The sequence below is a fragment of the Streptomyces sp. NPDC107517 genome (genome assembly GCF_055582645.1).
Genome location: NZ_JBVJPM010000012.1, coordinates 62879 through 76104, shown reverse-complemented (window position 1 = coordinate 76104; position 13226 = coordinate 62879). Strand labels below are relative to the sequence as shown.

General features: G+C 68.5%; 16 protein-coding genes and 1 pseudogene. 5 read left to right on the top strand and 12 right to left on the bottom strand.

Annotation, left to right across the window (positions count from 1 at the left end; all coding sequences use genetic code 11):
- Window positions 1-299: 299 nt before the first annotated feature.
- Window positions 300-1061, bottom strand: a complete 762-nt coding sequence (locus tag ACZ67T_RS26230; RefSeq protein WP_100598187.1) for an isoprenyl transferase — start codon at window positions 1059-1061, stop codon at window positions 300-302.
- Window positions 1062-1193: 132 nt separating this feature from the next.
- Here ACZ67T_RS26230 and mgrA point away from each other — a divergent pair, with 132 nt between their 5' ends.
- Window positions 1194-2234 (top strand): L-glyceraldehyde 3-phosphate reductase, encoded by a 1041-nt coding sequence (gene mgrA, locus ACZ67T_RS26225; protein ID WP_469987404.1) that lies wholly within the window; start codon window positions 1194-1196, stop codon window positions 2232-2234.
- Between the two features lie 37 nt (window positions 2235-2271).
- On the opposite strand, the gene ACZ67T_RS26220 is transcribed toward mgrA, so the two are convergent.
- The gene (locus ACZ67T_RS26220) at window positions 2272-2790 is read right to left on the bottom strand and encodes a hypothetical protein (protein WP_469987402.1); all 519 of its coding nucleotides are present in this window, start codon (window positions 2788-2790) and stop codon (window positions 2272-2274) included.
- A 337-nt stretch (window positions 2791-3127) separates the two neighbouring features.
- Here ACZ67T_RS26220 and ACZ67T_RS26215 point away from each other — a divergent pair, with 337 nt between their 5' ends.
- On the top strand, window positions 3128-3463 hold the full coding sequence (locus ACZ67T_RS26215) for a DUF192 domain-containing protein (protein ID WP_469987400.1): 336 nt from the start codon (window positions 3128-3130) through the stop codon (window positions 3461-3463).
- 359 nt (window positions 3464-3822) lie between these two features.
- Here ACZ67T_RS26215 and ACZ67T_RS26210 read toward each other — a convergent pair whose 3' ends face one another.
- Window positions 3823-4611: a class I SAM-dependent methyltransferase gene (locus ACZ67T_RS26210; protein WP_469987399.1), complete on the bottom strand. Its 789-nt coding sequence runs from the start codon at window positions 4609-4611 to the stop codon at window positions 3823-3825.
- Window positions 4612-4665: 54 nt separating this feature from the next.
- Between ACZ67T_RS26210 and ACZ67T_RS26205 the strand changes: the two are divergent.
- Window positions 4666-4794: pseudogene (locus ACZ67T_RS26205) on the top strand (mycothiol transferase); the annotation flags it as partial.
- Between the two features lie 334 nt (window positions 4795-5128).
- Window positions 5129-6448, top strand: a complete 1320-nt coding sequence (locus ACZ67T_RS26200; RefSeq protein WP_469987397.1) for a cytochrome P450 — start codon at window positions 5129-5131, stop codon at window positions 6446-6448.
- 170 nt (window positions 6449-6618) lie between these two features.
- On the opposite strand, the gene ACZ67T_RS26195 is transcribed toward ACZ67T_RS26200, so the two are convergent.
- From ACZ67T_RS26195 to ACZ67T_RS26185, 3 genes are all read right to left on the bottom strand, one after another.
- A complete protein-coding gene (locus ACZ67T_RS26195; RefSeq protein WP_469987395.1) occupies window positions 6619-6945 on the bottom strand; it encodes a hypothetical protein in 327 nt (108 codons plus the stop codon).
- Window positions 6946-6955: 10 nt separating this feature from the next.
- Window positions 6956-7423: a hypothetical protein gene (locus tag ACZ67T_RS26190; RefSeq protein WP_469987393.1), complete on the bottom strand. Its 468-nt coding sequence runs from the start codon at window positions 7421-7423 to the stop codon at window positions 6956-6958.
- 1059 nt (window positions 7424-8482) lie between these two features.
- Window positions 8483-8764 (bottom strand): hypothetical protein, encoded by a 282-nt coding sequence (locus ACZ67T_RS26185; RefSeq protein WP_469987391.1) that lies wholly within the window; start codon window positions 8762-8764, stop codon window positions 8483-8485.
- Between the two features lie 161 nt (window positions 8765-8925).
- Here ACZ67T_RS26185 and ACZ67T_RS26180 point away from each other — a divergent pair, with 161 nt between their 5' ends.
- Window positions 8926-9225 (top strand): winged helix-turn-helix domain-containing protein, encoded by a 300-nt coding sequence (locus ACZ67T_RS26180; protein WP_327578355.1) that lies wholly within the window; start codon window positions 8926-8928, stop codon window positions 9223-9225.
- A 148-nt stretch (window positions 9226-9373) separates the two neighbouring features.
- Here ACZ67T_RS26180 and ACZ67T_RS26175 read toward each other — a convergent pair whose 3' ends face one another.
- The 6 genes from ACZ67T_RS26175 to ACZ67T_RS26150 form a co-directional block, all read right to left on the bottom strand.
- Window positions 9374-10000 carry an OmpA family protein gene (locus ACZ67T_RS26175; protein WP_469987389.1) on the bottom strand — a complete coding sequence of 209 codons (627 nt, stop codon included), beginning with the start codon at window positions 9998-10000 and terminating at the stop codon, window positions 9374-9376.
- 4 nt (window positions 10001-10004) lie between these two features.
- Window positions 10005-10595, bottom strand: a complete 591-nt coding sequence (locus ACZ67T_RS26170; protein ID WP_469987387.1) for a hypothetical protein — start codon at window positions 10593-10595, stop codon at window positions 10005-10007.
- A gap of 26 nt (window positions 10596-10621) precedes the next feature.
- A complete protein-coding gene (locus ACZ67T_RS26165; protein WP_469987605.1) occupies window positions 10622-11185 on the bottom strand; it encodes a pilus assembly protein TadG-related protein in 564 nt (187 codons plus the stop codon).
- A gap of 41 nt (window positions 11186-11226) precedes the next feature.
- Window positions 11227-11424, bottom strand: a complete 198-nt coding sequence (locus tag ACZ67T_RS26160) for a hypothetical protein (RefSeq protein WP_469987604.1) — start codon at window positions 11422-11424, stop codon at window positions 11227-11229.
- 162 nt (window positions 11425-11586) lie between these two features.
- On the bottom strand, window positions 11587-11832 hold the full coding sequence (locus ACZ67T_RS26155) for a hypothetical protein (RefSeq protein WP_469987386.1): 246 nt from the start codon (window positions 11830-11832) through the stop codon (window positions 11587-11589).
- Between the two features lie 420 nt (window positions 11833-12252).
- Window positions 12253-13155 (bottom strand): DUF5936 domain-containing protein, encoded by a 903-nt coding sequence (locus ACZ67T_RS26150; RefSeq protein ID WP_469987384.1) that lies wholly within the window; start codon window positions 13153-13155, stop codon window positions 12253-12255.
- Between the last annotated feature and the right edge of the window lie 71 nt (window positions 13156-13226).

The window sequence follows — 13226 nt, the reverse complement described above, 5'->3', positions numbered from 1 at the left end:
TGAGGTCGGGGAGCGACAGAGGGATCCAGGGCCGGGCGGGGCGGGTCGTACCCGCCGGTCGACGGCCGCGATGCATGGGCCGTGGACCGGCCCCCAGCCTCTCCAGCGGAGCAGGTGCTCCCCGCGTGGTCGTCCTGGCGCAAAGGGCCTCCCGGGCGGACAGCCCCGTGCCGTCCGCTGAGACTCGACGTCCGTGAATCGGACATCGACCTGGAAGGCTTATTCCCTCGAACACGCGCGGCCATGCCACGGCATATGACGGCGCGTGCGTTAACTCCTGGTGACGTACGTCCCGGAGGTCAGCCGCCGTAACGCCGGTGGCGGGCCGCGTAGTCGCGCAGGGCCCTCAGGAAGTCCACCTTGCGGAAGGCGGGCCAGAAGACTTCGCAGAAGTAGTACTCGGAGTGGGCCGACTGCCAGAGCATGAATCCGGACAGGCGCTGCTCGCCGCTCGTGCGGATGACGAGGTCGGGGTCGGGCTGCCCGCTGGTGTAGAGGTGCTTCGAGATCTGGTCGATGTCGACGCTCTCGGCGATCTCCTCGAGGCTGGTGCCCTTGTCCGCGTGGTCGAGGAGCAGGGAGCGCACCGCGTCGGCGATCTCCTGGCGGCCGCCGTAACCGACCGCGACGTTCACGAGTATCCCCGCGTTGTCGGCGGTGGCCTGCTCGGCCTCCTTGAGGACGGTCTGGGTGCGGGCCGGGAGGAGGTCGAGCGTGCCGACGTGGTGGACGCGCCAGCGGCCGTCGACGGCGAGGCTGCGGACGGTCTCCTCGATGATGCCGAGGAGCGGCCTCAGCTCCTCCTCCGGACGGTCGAAGTTGTCCGTCGACAGCATCCAGAGGGTGACGACCTCGACGTCCGTCTCGGCACACCAGCCGAGGAACTCCTCGATCTTGTACGCACCGGCCTGGTGGCCCTGCGCCGCAGTGCCACCGGAGGCCTTCGCCCAGCGCCTGTTCCCGTCGAGGATGACCCCGATGTGTTTGGGCACCTGGTCGTGGTCGAGACGGCCTTCCACCCGGCGCGCGTAAAGTCCGTACACCAGGTCGCGCAGGTTCACTGTCTTTCAGCCCCTCCGTGCAGACGGCAGTCCCCGAAGGCGAAGCCTACCGCTGCTGGGGGCCGTCCTCATTGTGGGGTCTCTGTGCTCCGGTGCTGTGGGCTGTCCGTGCTCTGACGTAGCTTCGTACCCATGAACGACATGTCTTCGTACCGCGCCGCCGCGGACCGCTACGACTCGATGGAGTACCGGCGCACCGGCCGCAGCGGTCTCAAGCTGCCCGCGATCTCGCTCGGCCTGTGGCACAACTTCGGTGACGACCGCACCCTTGACTCGCAGCGGGAGATCCTCCGCCGCGCTTTTGACATCGGTGTCACCCACTTCGACCTGGCGAACAACTACGGGCCGCCCCCCGGCTCCGCCGAGCTGAACTTCGGCAAGATGTTCGCCCAGGACTTCGCTCCGTACCGTGATGAGCTGGTCATTTCGACCAAGGCGGGCTATCTCATGCACCCGGGCCCGTACGGGGAGTGGGGCAGCCGCAAGTACCTGCTGTCGTCCCTCGACGCGTCCCTGTCCCGGATGGGCCTCGACTACGTCGACATCTTCTACTCGCACCGCTTCGACCCGGACACCCCGCTCGAGGAGACGATGGGCGCCCTCGCGTCCGCCGTACAGCAGGGCAAGGCGCTGTACGTGGGCGTGTCCTCGTACACCAGCGAGCAGACCGCCGAGGCGGCGCGCCTGCTGAAGGAGATGGGCGTCCCGGCGCTCATCCACCAGCCCTCCTATTCGATGATCAACCGCTGGACCGAGGACGACGGCCTGCTGGACACGCTGGAGACGGCCGGCATGGGCTGCATCTCCTTCGTCCCGCTCGCGCAGGGCCTGCTCACGGACAAGTACCTGAAGGGCATCCCGGAGGGGTCGCGCGCCACGCAGGGCAAGTCCCTCGACCCGGGCCTCGCGGGCGACTCCGAGGTGATCCGCCGGCTGAACGGGCTGAACGACATCGCCCAGCGCCGCGGCCAGTCCCTCGCGCAGCTCGCGCTCAACTGGGTGCTGCGGGACGAGCGGATGACGTCGGCCCTGATCGGCGCCTCCAGCGTCCGGCAGCTGGAGGAGAACGTGGCGGCTCTGGCGGGCCCGAAGCTCACCGAGGAAGAGCTGTCCGAAATCGACTCGTTCGCGGTGTCGACCCCGGGCACGAACATCTGGGCCGGGCGGAGCTAGGGCCCATCGCCGCGTTCCGTGGGCCGCGGCTCTCGCGCTATGCGCCGGGGGTACGCGGCCTGCGGAACCACGCGCCCGCGCTCGCCCGACTGAGCAGGACGACCATGACGACGGCTCCGACCAGCGCGATGGGGCCGCCGATGTTGCCGCGCAGCGTTGCGCTCAGGCCGAGCAGGATCTGGACGCCCGCGATGACGATCGACGTGACGCGCAGCCCGCGGCCCGCCCTCCCGTAGAAGCAGCCGAGGACCAGGAGCACGACGCCGAAGACGTTCCCGCCGAACGCGGCGCCGGCGCCCCGCGCCCCCTCCGTCACGCCTACGGCGACGGAGGCAAGGAGGGCGAGGCCGACCATCACATACGTGGCCGTCCGGGCGGCACGGAGCGAGGACGGCATGCTCAGGGGCGGCGCGGGGGCGAGCTGCGGGTCCTCCCCGTACGGCCCGGGCGCCTTGCCGGGGCCGGGGATGCGGGGGACGGGAGCGCCGTGCTGAACCGGGCCGCCGTACGGACCGGGAGCGGTGGGCGGCACCTGGTGCGGATGGTCGTTCGGCATGCCGCGGACTCTAATCCCGGCGCCGCGGCCCCGGGGGCGCACGCGCGCGGCACGGCCGGAGACAAAAAAACGGGCCGGTCCGTGGGGGGGAGACGGACCGGCCCGAGGGGGGGTTTCCACCATAACCCTTCGTAAGTGATGGTGGGTGCATCGGCGTGCCACAACTACTCTCCGAAGTCGCCCGGCGACGGCTGGAGGTATGTTTCCAGCCGCTACGCACGGGGTTTCGCAACGGTTTTCCCGGCTTGCGGCCCGTGCGGGGCGTCCCCCTCATGGGTTAGTCGCGCGATGAACGCGGGCTTGACGTCCGAGCGGCCCGGAGGTTGGCTGCGCACCCATGGCGACCTTCACCGTGCCGGGACTCGAGGCCGAACTGCCGCTGGAAATCGCGGAGTCGGGGCGGACGCGGCGACGCGGACTGCTGGGCCGGGACGGGGTGAACGGCGCGCTCCTGCTGACGTCGTCGTCGAGCGTGCACACCCTGGGGATGCGCTTCGGCATAGATGTGGCGTATTTGGACCGGCGTGGCACGGTGCTCGCCGTTCGGACGATGCGGCCGGGCCGGATCGGACTCCCCCGGCTGCGCGCCCGGCGCGTCCTGGAGTCGGAGGCGGGGTCGATGGCCCGGTGGGGGGTGCGGCGGGGGGTGCGGGTCACGGTGCTGGGGCGGTAACGACCTAGGGGGCAACGCCCTGGGGTGGTAGCGGCCCTGGGGCGACAATGACCCTGCGGTGGTAATGGCGTATCGCGTACCACTTGTCACGTATCACTTGCCACGTACCGCTTGTCACGCATCGCGAGGGCCCGGTGAGCTGACCGTGGACGAGGAGAGGGAGGCACGCGGCACCGCGCAGCCCCCTCCACTGCACGGTGCCGCCGCGCAGCTTTGCTCGCGCGAATTGCCTTGGTCTGAACCTACGTGACGGTGACACGTGTAGCGAGCGATTGTCGATAACGATGCGGAATCGGTTGGAGGGAGTGCCTCCGCAAAGGCCTCCGAACTCCGCCCGCTTGCACACCAATTGCCATGAATCAGTCGGCGATCATCTTGCGGGCCTCGATGAGGTGGCGAGTGCTGTGGGCGACGAACGGCCCGTCCTCTGCGATCCGTTCATACAGTTCCAGGAGCTGCGGCCGGTACGCCTCGACGGTGAAGCCCGGAACCATCCAGATCACCTTGCGCAGGAAGTGCACGACGGCACCGATGTCGAAGAACTCGATGCGCAGGCGCTCGGCGCGCAGGTCGACGACTTCGAGGCCGGCCGCCTCGGCCTCCGCGCGCTCGCCCTCCGGGTCGCGGCCGTTCCTGACCTCCTGGGGCTGCGGGCCGAGGAAGTACTCGACAACCTCGAAGACGCTGCTCGGGCCGACATGCTGGGCGAAGTACGTACCGCCGGGCGTCAGCACCCGGGCGATCTCGGCGAACGGGGCCTTCACCGGGTGGCGGCTGGTCACCAGGTCGAACGTGCCGTCGGCGAACGGCAGCGGCGCCTCTTCCGGCGAGGCGACGACCACGACGCCGCGCGGGGCGAGCAGCGCGGAGGCCTTGGCCACGTTGGGCGGCCAGCCCTCGGTGGCGGCGATCAGCGCCGGCAGCTTCGGGGCGGAGGCGAGGACCTCGCCGCCGCCCGTCTGGAGGTCCAGCCCGGCCGAGGCACGGCCCATGCGCTCGCCCATGGCACGCGCGTAACCCCAGGAGGGCCGCTCCTCGGTGGCCCGGCCCTCGAACCAGGAGAAGTCCCAGCCCTCCACGGGGGCGGCGGCCGCCTCCGTGACGAGCTCGTCGAAGGGGCGGCCGGCGTGGGTGGGAGGTGTGCTCATGGGCCCATGTTCGCAGCGGCGTTCCCGCGACGGCACATGGTTTTGCACTGGCGGAAGGTGTCGATGCGGTGGGTGCTCATCCGCATGCTGGAGGAGACGGCCCGGCACGCGGGCCACATCGACATCCTGCGGGAACTGATCGACGGCGCGGCGGGCGATCACCAGGGCACGTCCAGGGCGTGATGGTCGGGTTCCGGGCGATGGATTGCGGGACCGCAGCCGCGTGACCGGGGGATGCCGGCGGCCGGACTCGCGCGCTCGCGGCAGCGTGACCGTCGCCGGGATCCGGCCGGGACCGGGCGCTGGATTGTCGGGCGGCTGACGCGTGTTCGTCGCCCGGCTCTGCCCGAACTCCCGCCCGGTTCACGGGCCGGGCCGCTGACGTGGGCGGCGGAGGCCACCGTCCGCCCGCCCTCGGCCCACGAGGGTTCTGCACGTACTCTGGGCGGATCCGCTCCGGGCACCGCTGCCCGACACAGGTAACGGCACCGTCCGTCCCGCGCCGAAATGCGAGCACATGTCCGATCGTTCCCTCCGCTCCGTTCGTTCTGCCCGTTCAGCGATAGCGGCCTGGCTCACCCGCCTCTACTTCGCCCGGCTCCGGAAGAAGGGCGGCCTCGACCTGTCCGTCCTCTCGAAGCTGCCCGACGCCGCGCTCCTTCCGCTGCGCCGCGAGGGCCTCGACCCGGTGGCCGAGATCGGCGAGCTGCGTGACCGGGAGCCGGTCAGCAGGCTGCCCATCCCCGGCATGACGGTCTGGCTGGTCACCGGCTACGACGAGGCGAAGGCCGTGCTGGGCCACGGGTCCGCCTTCAGCAACGACTTCCGGAACCTGGTCGGCAACACCGGAGTCACCGACGACCAGAACCCGGGCGGGCTCGGCTTCACCGACCCGCCGGACCACACCCGGCTGCGGAAGATGCTGACGCCGGAGTTCACGATGCGCCGGCTGTCCCGGCTCACGCCCCGTATCCACGCCATCGTCGAGGAGCGCCTCGCCGACCTCGCGAAGGCGGCGGACGGCGACGGCGCCGTGGACCTCGTCGAGCACTTCGCGATGCCGGTGCCCGCGCTGGTGATCTGCGAACTGCTCGGCGTCCCCTACGAGGACCGGGACGACTTCCAGCAGTTCTCCGTGGCCCGCTTCGACGTGTTCGGCGGCGCGGGCGCCTCGTTCAGCGCCGTGTCGCAGTCCCTCGACTACCTGCGCGGGATCGTCGCCGAGCAGCGCCGCAACCCCGGCGACGGCCTCCTCGGCATGCTCGTACGCGAATACGGCGACTCCATCACGGACGAGGAGCTCACGGGCCTCGCCGACGGTGTCCTCACCGGCGGCCTGGAGACCACCGCGAGCATGCTGGCGCTCGGCACGCTCATCCTGCTCCAGAACCCCGAGCACTTCGCGGCGCTGCGCGACGCGGAGGACCCGGAGGCCGTCGCCGCGCCCTTCGTCGACGAGCTGCTGCGCCATCTGACCGTCGTCCAGACCGCGTTCCCGCGCTTCGCGCGCGAAGACGTCGAGATAGGCGGGGTCCAGATATCCGGCGGGGACATCGTCCTCGTCTCCCTCAGCGCGGCCGACCGCGACGGGCGCCTCGGCGAGGACATGGACCGCTTCGACCCGTCCCGCCAGGTCACCGGCTCCCACCTCGCCTTCGGCTACGGCATCCACCGCTGCATCGGAGCCGAGCTCGGCAAGATGGAACTCCGCGCGGCCTTCCCCCAACTGGTCCGCCGCTTCCCGGAGTTGAAGCTCGCCATCGAGCCCCGCGACCTGGAGTTCCGCAAACTGTCGATCGTGTACGGGGTGGACTCGCTGCCGGTCTACGTGGCCTGAAGCACGGTCCAGCCCCAGCACCCCACTGCGCTTCCGACGCCGATCGGACGGCGGCAAGCCGGTCCGAAGTCAGCACACTCTCGCGCCCTGACTGGAGCATCCCCGCCCGGATAACCGGACGGGGATGCTGTCGCGCTCGCCGCGCTACGTGCAGCGGTGCTCAGATCGTGCTATTTGATGCGTTCACCCAGCCTGGCCAACTGCCGTTCCGAGTCCTTCATGTGCCACCATTCGAACAAGCGGATTCGGAAGGCTGATGCCACGCTCCGGACCAGGTGATGAGGCGGCTGACCGTCGAAGACGGCCATCTCCGAACTATCGCTTTCAAGACGCACCCGCCAGCGTTGCCCGCAGGCTGTCAGCTCGAGTTCGACCGTGAAGCGCCGGCCATGCTCCACCACGCGAAAGCCGACCACGTCGAGTTCCGCGCTCCCGTCGTCCAGCCGCCCCATCAGATGTGGGACGAGAAGGTCACGAACACCTTCTGCTGTTGGCATGGGAGTCCTCCTAGCAAGCGGACGAAGCAAGGCCGGCCGGCTTGTACGCGGTCACGGCCCCCTGCGGCTTGATGCGGGGATCCCGGCCGTAAGGCCCGGGGTTCGTCACGACCTTGAACAGCGTCCGAGGCGGGCAGCCGGTGAACTTGCGCTCATATGTGCGCTCCCCGGGCTGGTCGACTGTGCTGGTACCGCTCCAGATAGTCGTGTTGATCTTCTTGCTGAAGTTGCCACTCCAGCGGCCACGCTTCACCAAGTGCTTGTAGCCCCACGTCGACGTGCCACAGCGCAGCGGCACCACCGCGGGGCCGCGGTAGTGGTTCTTCACGATGGTCTTCGCAGGCTTCCCCGTGCAGGCATTAGCTGCAACACCCGCGACAGTCTCCGGGCCGGACGACGCGGCGGCCGGCTCGACGGTCAGCGGCAGTGCGAAGCATGTTGCGGCAACGCTGACGACAATAGTGTTTGCGAATTTCAACGAGCCCCCCTTTGCGGTCGTTACTGCATGTACATGCCTATCAGCAGCAAGTTCCGCAATGGGGGTTGAGATGCACCTCTGACTTAAAGGTGATCACGAGTTGACCGGCGCGTCACCAAGTGCCAGATCATTGACTTCGTGGCTCGAATAAGGCATATGAATGTCCGCTCAGACCAGGCGTATTCCTGAGGTGATGGCTGTGGGGCTGTCCAGCGTGGAACAGGTCAAAGAACTCAGATCACCTTGCGCGACCTGCAAGTGGGCCTCCCGACCAGACATCCAGTCGTGACGTACAAACCGTCGGACACCGAGAATCAGGGTTGGACTGCCTATTGTTCCTGGAACGCAGCGGCCTGCTGTCCCGGAAATCGTCAGTGGCGTCGCTGTCTGGGTGGACCCGGGAGGAACCTCCAACTGGCCCTGCGCGGTGGGCGAATATCAATAGGGCAGATCAGGTACCCCCAGGTGCGACCGCGTCCGGCTGTGTGGACTGGTCGGCGCCTTCGCGATCGGGCTCCGTCGAGGTGGCCATCACCCAGGTCGATTTCAAAGTCGTGGTGATCCATACGGCCAACGAGAACAAGGACCCGCACATCACCGCGATCGGCCATTCCTACAGCTCGCTCACTGCATAGTGCAGGCCGAGACAGGCGGGACCGAGACGTTCCCCGGCCCCGCCGGCAGATCAGTTGGCTTCCGCCGCCCGACACTGCCCACACCGGCACGGCGGGTACGCGGACGAAGGCACGGGCTGGTCCTTGTCCGAGCCGACGAGCACGTTCACCTCCCCTCGGTCGCCGACGACCTCACCGCCTGCTCGCATCCGGTAGACGCGGAGGGTAAGCCGAGAACGTCGAGTTGGAAGCTCCAACTGACCCTCCCCACTGATGAGTTCCAGCTCATCGACGAGAGGTGGCGGGTAGTGGGCGGCGCATTCCTGGCAGGCGTAGACGTTGAAGCCGGGGCCGGTCGCCGCGTGCACCTCATGCACGAGGACAGGTTCACCTGTGACGCATTGGCAGCGGGCACACATGCGCACTGCCGGACGGCGAGGGGCTGTCATCGGGCGCCTCCGTGGATGAGGTGCGGGTGCGGGCCCACGTCGACGCCGAACGTGGCCAGGTACAGAGCGCGGCGGCGTCCGCGTTGGCAATGGCGTTCGCCAGGCGTCAGGACATAGGGGCGTACGAGCGCGGATGCGGCGCCGTCGAGGCGTTCGGTGTGGCGGGGTGGGGGCGGGGCGAGCGGCGAGGTGCGGATGCCTAGGCGGTGGCGGCCTCGGGGTGGCGGGGTGCAAGTCTTCAGCACCCAGAGGAGGAGTCGGACGGTATGGTCCAGCACGTTGACGCTCCTTTGCAGCGTTGACCGTGCCCCGGGGCGGTCCAGTCCACCGTCGCCGGGGTCTCATGCGACAAATCCTAGCCAGCATCGCACAGCTATGCATAGCAGTTAGATGCAATCCATTGATTGGCGCAGCTCATGACTGTCGTACGTTGTTCGATATGGCTGCTGATTCCGGCGGGTTCCGCATCGACCCCAACAAGATCGCCTACGTCTACACACAGGTGGCGGACCACATCGCCCAGCGGATCAAGGATGGCGACCTGCACCCGGGAGCACGCCTGCCCGGCGAGCGCGACCTCGCCGCCGAATACGGAGTCGCCTACCTGTCCATCCGCCGCGCCACCAAGGAACTCCGTGAGCGTGGCCTCGTCGTCACCCTGCCTGGCAAGGGCACCTTCATCGCCTACCCCGAGTCCGCCTCTGAGCCCGCGAAGGACTCAGACGGCACCGAGGACTGATCACCGCGGGGCGAAGCAGGACGGGATCGGCGTAGCTGGCCGCCGGTGGGTGGTCGCCCATGCCTCCCTCCCCGTCGGCGTCGGCTCTTTAGTCCGGTGGGCCGACTTTCATGGGCGCGCGGCCCAGTTGGGATGCCGAGCCGAGAGCTCACGCCTTCGGGAACGACACCTCCACGCGGCGGTTCTTCTTGCGGCCCTCTTCGCTGTTGTTGTCGGCGATCGGGTAGTCCTCGCTGTAGCCGCGCACCGCGAACGTGACGTCCTGATCCTGCGAACCGAGCGCTGCCGCGAGCTGCTCGTGCACAGCCTCCGCGCGCTTCTTCGAGAGCGTCAGCCCGTGTGCGTACGAGCCGAGGTCGTCCGTGAAGCCGAAGACGCGGACGTTCGTGGCGTTCTGCGCCTTGATCTCGTCGGCGATGGCCTGGATCCGGGACTTCGCGTCCGGATTCAACTTGGCACTGTCCTTCTGGAACAGCACCTCCGCCTGGAGCGCGAACTTCACGTCCTGATTGGTGTCCTCACGCCGCTCGTCGCCCGACAGGTCCTCGACGACGGACTTGATGTCGAGCACCTTGGCCGGCGCCAGCGTGGCGCCGTCGGCGAGCTTCAGCCCCGGACTGTTGGCGTCGACCTCCGGAGGCGGCGAGGTGGTCGTACTCCCCGGCGGAGCGCCCGACGGCTCCGGATCATCGGCGTAGGCGCTGCCGCTGAGGCTTGCGCTGAGGGTGATCAGGGCGACGGTGGTGAGGGCGGCGAGGTGACGGGTGAGGGGCATGGGGTTACTCGCCCTCGGAGATTTCTACGGGGGCGGGGGGCATCGCGCCGACTTGGAAGCTGACCTTTGTGGTGCCTTCTGGGGGCGCCGGGAACTGGGCGAACCAGGTGGCGCTCTCCCCGGACCTGAGCCGGCTGAATTTCGTGCAGAGGCAGCGGCCGTTGGTGTCCCGCAGGACGAGGTACTTCTTCTTGCCCTGCTCGTCCACGAGACTCGCGCCGGACAATGACCCTCCGTTGGCGGCGAGTTCACGTTCGTCGCTCTGCCAGTCGGCTCCGAGCCATGAGCCGGATCCGTCGTTGCGTACGGTTCCCTCGACAGTCACGAACCCGCCTTGGTCCCGTGTCGCGGAATTGATCGCGACAGAGACATCGCCGTCCTTGCTCTCCGCCAGGACTTTGTCGGTGGACGGGGTCGGCGACGCGTCCTTCTTGTCGTCGCTCCCCTTTCCCGCGGGGGCGGACGACGAGGACTCGGACTTGTGACCACCGTTGTCATCACTGCCGCCGCAGCCGGCCACCGTAAGGACCAGCCCTGAAGTGATCGCCACCGCAGCCAGTGCCCGGCGGGTCGTCATGGTGCGCCGAAAATTCATTGCTGCGGCTTCCCTCTCGTGATGTGTCAGTCGGCCAGGTGTACGGAGAAGAGGACGGAGGGATCGGGCAGATCGCCCACCTCGAAGTCATCCGGGTCGAAATCAAAGGAATCGCCACCGTCGCAGTCGAATTCCACGCCCTTCCCCGGATCGGCGGACGGATCGACCTCACAACGCGGTTCGATGACAGCGGTAGCCTCGGCCGTCGCGTGCTTCGACTCCGTACCGGGAATGACAGACTCGCCGACCGTGCCATTGGACTGCACTTTCGCCCAGTAGCCCGGATAGCCGTTCACCTCGGACGGTCCGAATCCGACAACACGGGCATCGTTGCCCGCAGCCAGGCTGTCCGCCGCACCCCGGGCCCCGTCGCCGGTGAACTTGTCACCCGCGAGCCAGTCCAGCCAGCCGTCGCCCGTGCCGATGGCCTTCCCCAAGCCGGTCACCAATTCGTCCCTCGAGTCCTGGGCAGCCGCCAAAGCGGCGGCATCCGCGGCCGATTGGGCACCATTGCGCGCGGAGGCCGCCTGAGCGAACGCGAAGAACGCGAAGGCGGCGAAGAGCAGGATCGCCGTGAGCCAGATATAGATGGGCAGCGTCTGACCGCGATCACCGGAGAGCCGCGTGATGGTCAGCCGCCGCCGATGACCCGGTCGACCGCGTCGCCGATCGCCCCGGAGATCAACCCGTCCAGTCCCAACTGGTCGATCAACGTAAAGATCCCCGCAATCAAAATCATCAACCCCGCATACTCCACGAACCCCGCCCCGGAATCCCGTTCCCTCCCGCGGATGCGTTCCCCCACCGACACGGTCCACTTCACCCACACCCCGAGTACGCGTTCCTTCAGCACGGTTTCCCCTTCGTTCCCGCACGACTGCGCCGCCCCGAACCTCCCGGGCACCATACGCAACGTACGGGAACTGCAACCCTCTGTGCCGCGTTTCGCACATTAACGGCGCACGCTTGACCGGAAGTTGGTCGCTTCCTGTCATTCCCCTCGCCGCCCGTCGTACGCCACCACGACCCCGCCCAGGTCGCGGGCGACCTTCGCGCCGAGGGTGGTGTCGCAGAGGTTGACGGTCCAGTTGCCCGCGGTGACCAGCTCGGCGGGGACGCCCCGGTACTTGATCGCCTCACGCAGAGCGGCATCGCGGCGGGCGTGGGTCGGGTGCAGGACCACCGCGTGCAGCGCCTTCGCGATCGCCGGTGCGGACGGCGGGTCCGTGACGGGCATGTACCAGTTCCCGGCTGCGCACGGTCGCGCAGTCGAGGCCGGCCTCGCCCATCGCCCGTACGACCGCCTTCGCCGTGGTGTACGTCGGCTTGGCCGGCACGCCGGACGGGATCGCCGTACCCGACGGCTCCGGGTCGGACTCGAAGCGGCCGCAGGCCGTGAGCGCGGTCAGTGCCAGGCAGGCACCTGCCGCCGAGACAGCTCTGTTCTTCATCGGTCAGCCATTTCCGGGCGGGGTCGTGCGGGGCCTTGAGTTCCTGCACTGACACCATCCGGCACCGTCCAGGGACTTGCCGGCGGCGCGCACCTTGGCGCCCAGTCATGTGACCCCCGTAGTGAGGCATCGCAGTCGCCGAATTCGCAACTGCCAACTAATCGCTCACACCACTGTAACCAGTCGACATCTCACGCCGTAGTCCCTCAACGTCCCAGAATCGAACCGAAGTTGGACCCGGACCCCAGGAACATGCCCGTCGCGATGAGGATCATCGTGGCGGGGAGCATGAAGACGAGGGTGACCATCGTGGCCTTCGGGATCGTCTTCGCGGCCCGGCGGCGGGAGTTCTGGGCGTCGGTGCGCCGCATGTCCGTGGCGATCTGGATGAGGGTCTCGGCGATGGGTGAGCCCAGTTCCTCGCCCTGTTGGAGCGCGGAGACGAACTGGGTGACCTGTTCCGACGCGTTGCGGCGGCGCAGTTCGTCGAAGGCCTGGCGCCGGCTGACGCCCATGTCCATTTGCCGGAGCGTAATGCGCAACTCGTCGGCCCACGGCCCCTCGTACTTCTCGGCGACCCGGTCGAGCGCCTGGCGGAAGCCGAGGCCCGCGCTGACGACGACGGCGAGTACGTCGAGGAAGTCGGGGAGCGTGCGGTCGATGACCTCTTTGCGCTCGCGTGTGGCCTGCCAGATCAGACCGTCCGCGGCGAGGAGGCCGAACGCGAGGGTGAGGGCCGCGAACAGGGTCTGGCCGTTGGTGAGGAAGACCAGGCCGAGGACGACGCCGAAGACCCCGTAGACCGCGCGGCGGGCGGCGTAGCGGTCGATGGTGAGGCCGCCCGGGTTCCCCGCCATGTCGATCTTGCGGCGCTTCGAGGTGACACGCCTGGGCCCCATGGCCCGCAGGACGAGGGGGGCGAAGCGCATGCCCAGGCGGTCGACCGCGGACCCGGCGGCGGACACGCGCGTCGCGCCGACCTCCAGGGCGATGGCCAGATCGCCGGGGAGCTTCGCCTCGGCGCGGTACATGCGGATGCCCAGGAAGATCCCGAGGACGGCGAGGCCCATCGCGAGGGCGAGCAGCAGCCCGATCAGACCCGTACTCATGACCTACCCGCCTCGCTCGCCGTGGGCCGGATGCCGGACACCCGTGTCGGACCTCGGCCTTGCCGAGCCGG

What these genes read in the sequence shown, in the direction of transcription:
- ACZ67T_RS26155 (WP_469987386.1), bottom strand. Translation starts at nt 11,832, where the DNA reads ATGCCCGTCACGGACCCGCCGTCCGCACCGGCGATCGCGAAGGCGCTG.
- ACZ67T_RS26215 (WP_469987400.1), top strand. Translation starts at nt 3,128, where the DNA reads ATGGCGACCTTCACCGTGCCGGGACTCGAGGCCGAACTGCCGCTGGAA.
- ACZ67T_RS26170 (WP_469987387.1), bottom strand. Translation starts at nt 10,595, where the DNA reads ATGAATTTTCGGCGCACCATGACGACCCGCCGGGCACTGGCTGCGGTG.
- ACZ67T_RS26150 (WP_469987384.1), bottom strand. Translation starts at nt 13,155, where the DNA reads ATGAGTACGGGTCTGATCGGGCTGCTGCTCGCCCTCGCGATGGGCCTC.
- ACZ67T_RS26200 (WP_469987397.1), top strand. Translation starts at nt 5,129, where the DNA reads ATGTCCGATCGTTCCCTCCGCTCCGTTCGTTCTGCCCGTTCAGCGATA.
- ACZ67T_RS26195 (WP_469987395.1), bottom strand. Translation starts at nt 6,945, where the DNA reads ATGCCAACAGCAGAAGGTGTTCGTGACCTTCTCGTCCCACATCTGATG.
- ACZ67T_RS26220 (WP_469987402.1), bottom strand. Translation starts at nt 2,790, where the DNA reads ATGCCGAACGACCATCCGCACCAGGTGCCGCCCACCGCTCCCGGTCCG.
- ACZ67T_RS26175 (WP_469987389.1), bottom strand. Translation starts at nt 10,000, where the DNA reads ATGCCCCTCACCCGTCACCTCGCCGCCCTCACCACCGTCGCCCTGATC.
- ACZ67T_RS26180 (WP_327578355.1), top strand. Translation starts at nt 8,926, where the DNA reads ATGGCTGCTGATTCCGGCGGGTTCCGCATCGACCCCAACAAGATCGCC.
- ACZ67T_RS26210 (WP_469987399.1), bottom strand. Translation starts at nt 4,611, where the DNA reads ATGAGCACACCTCCCACCCACGCCGGCCGCCCCTTCGACGAGCTCGTC.
- mgrA (WP_469987404.1), top strand. Translation starts at nt 1,194, where the DNA reads ATGAACGACATGTCTTCGTACCGCGCCGCCGCGGACCGCTACGACTCG.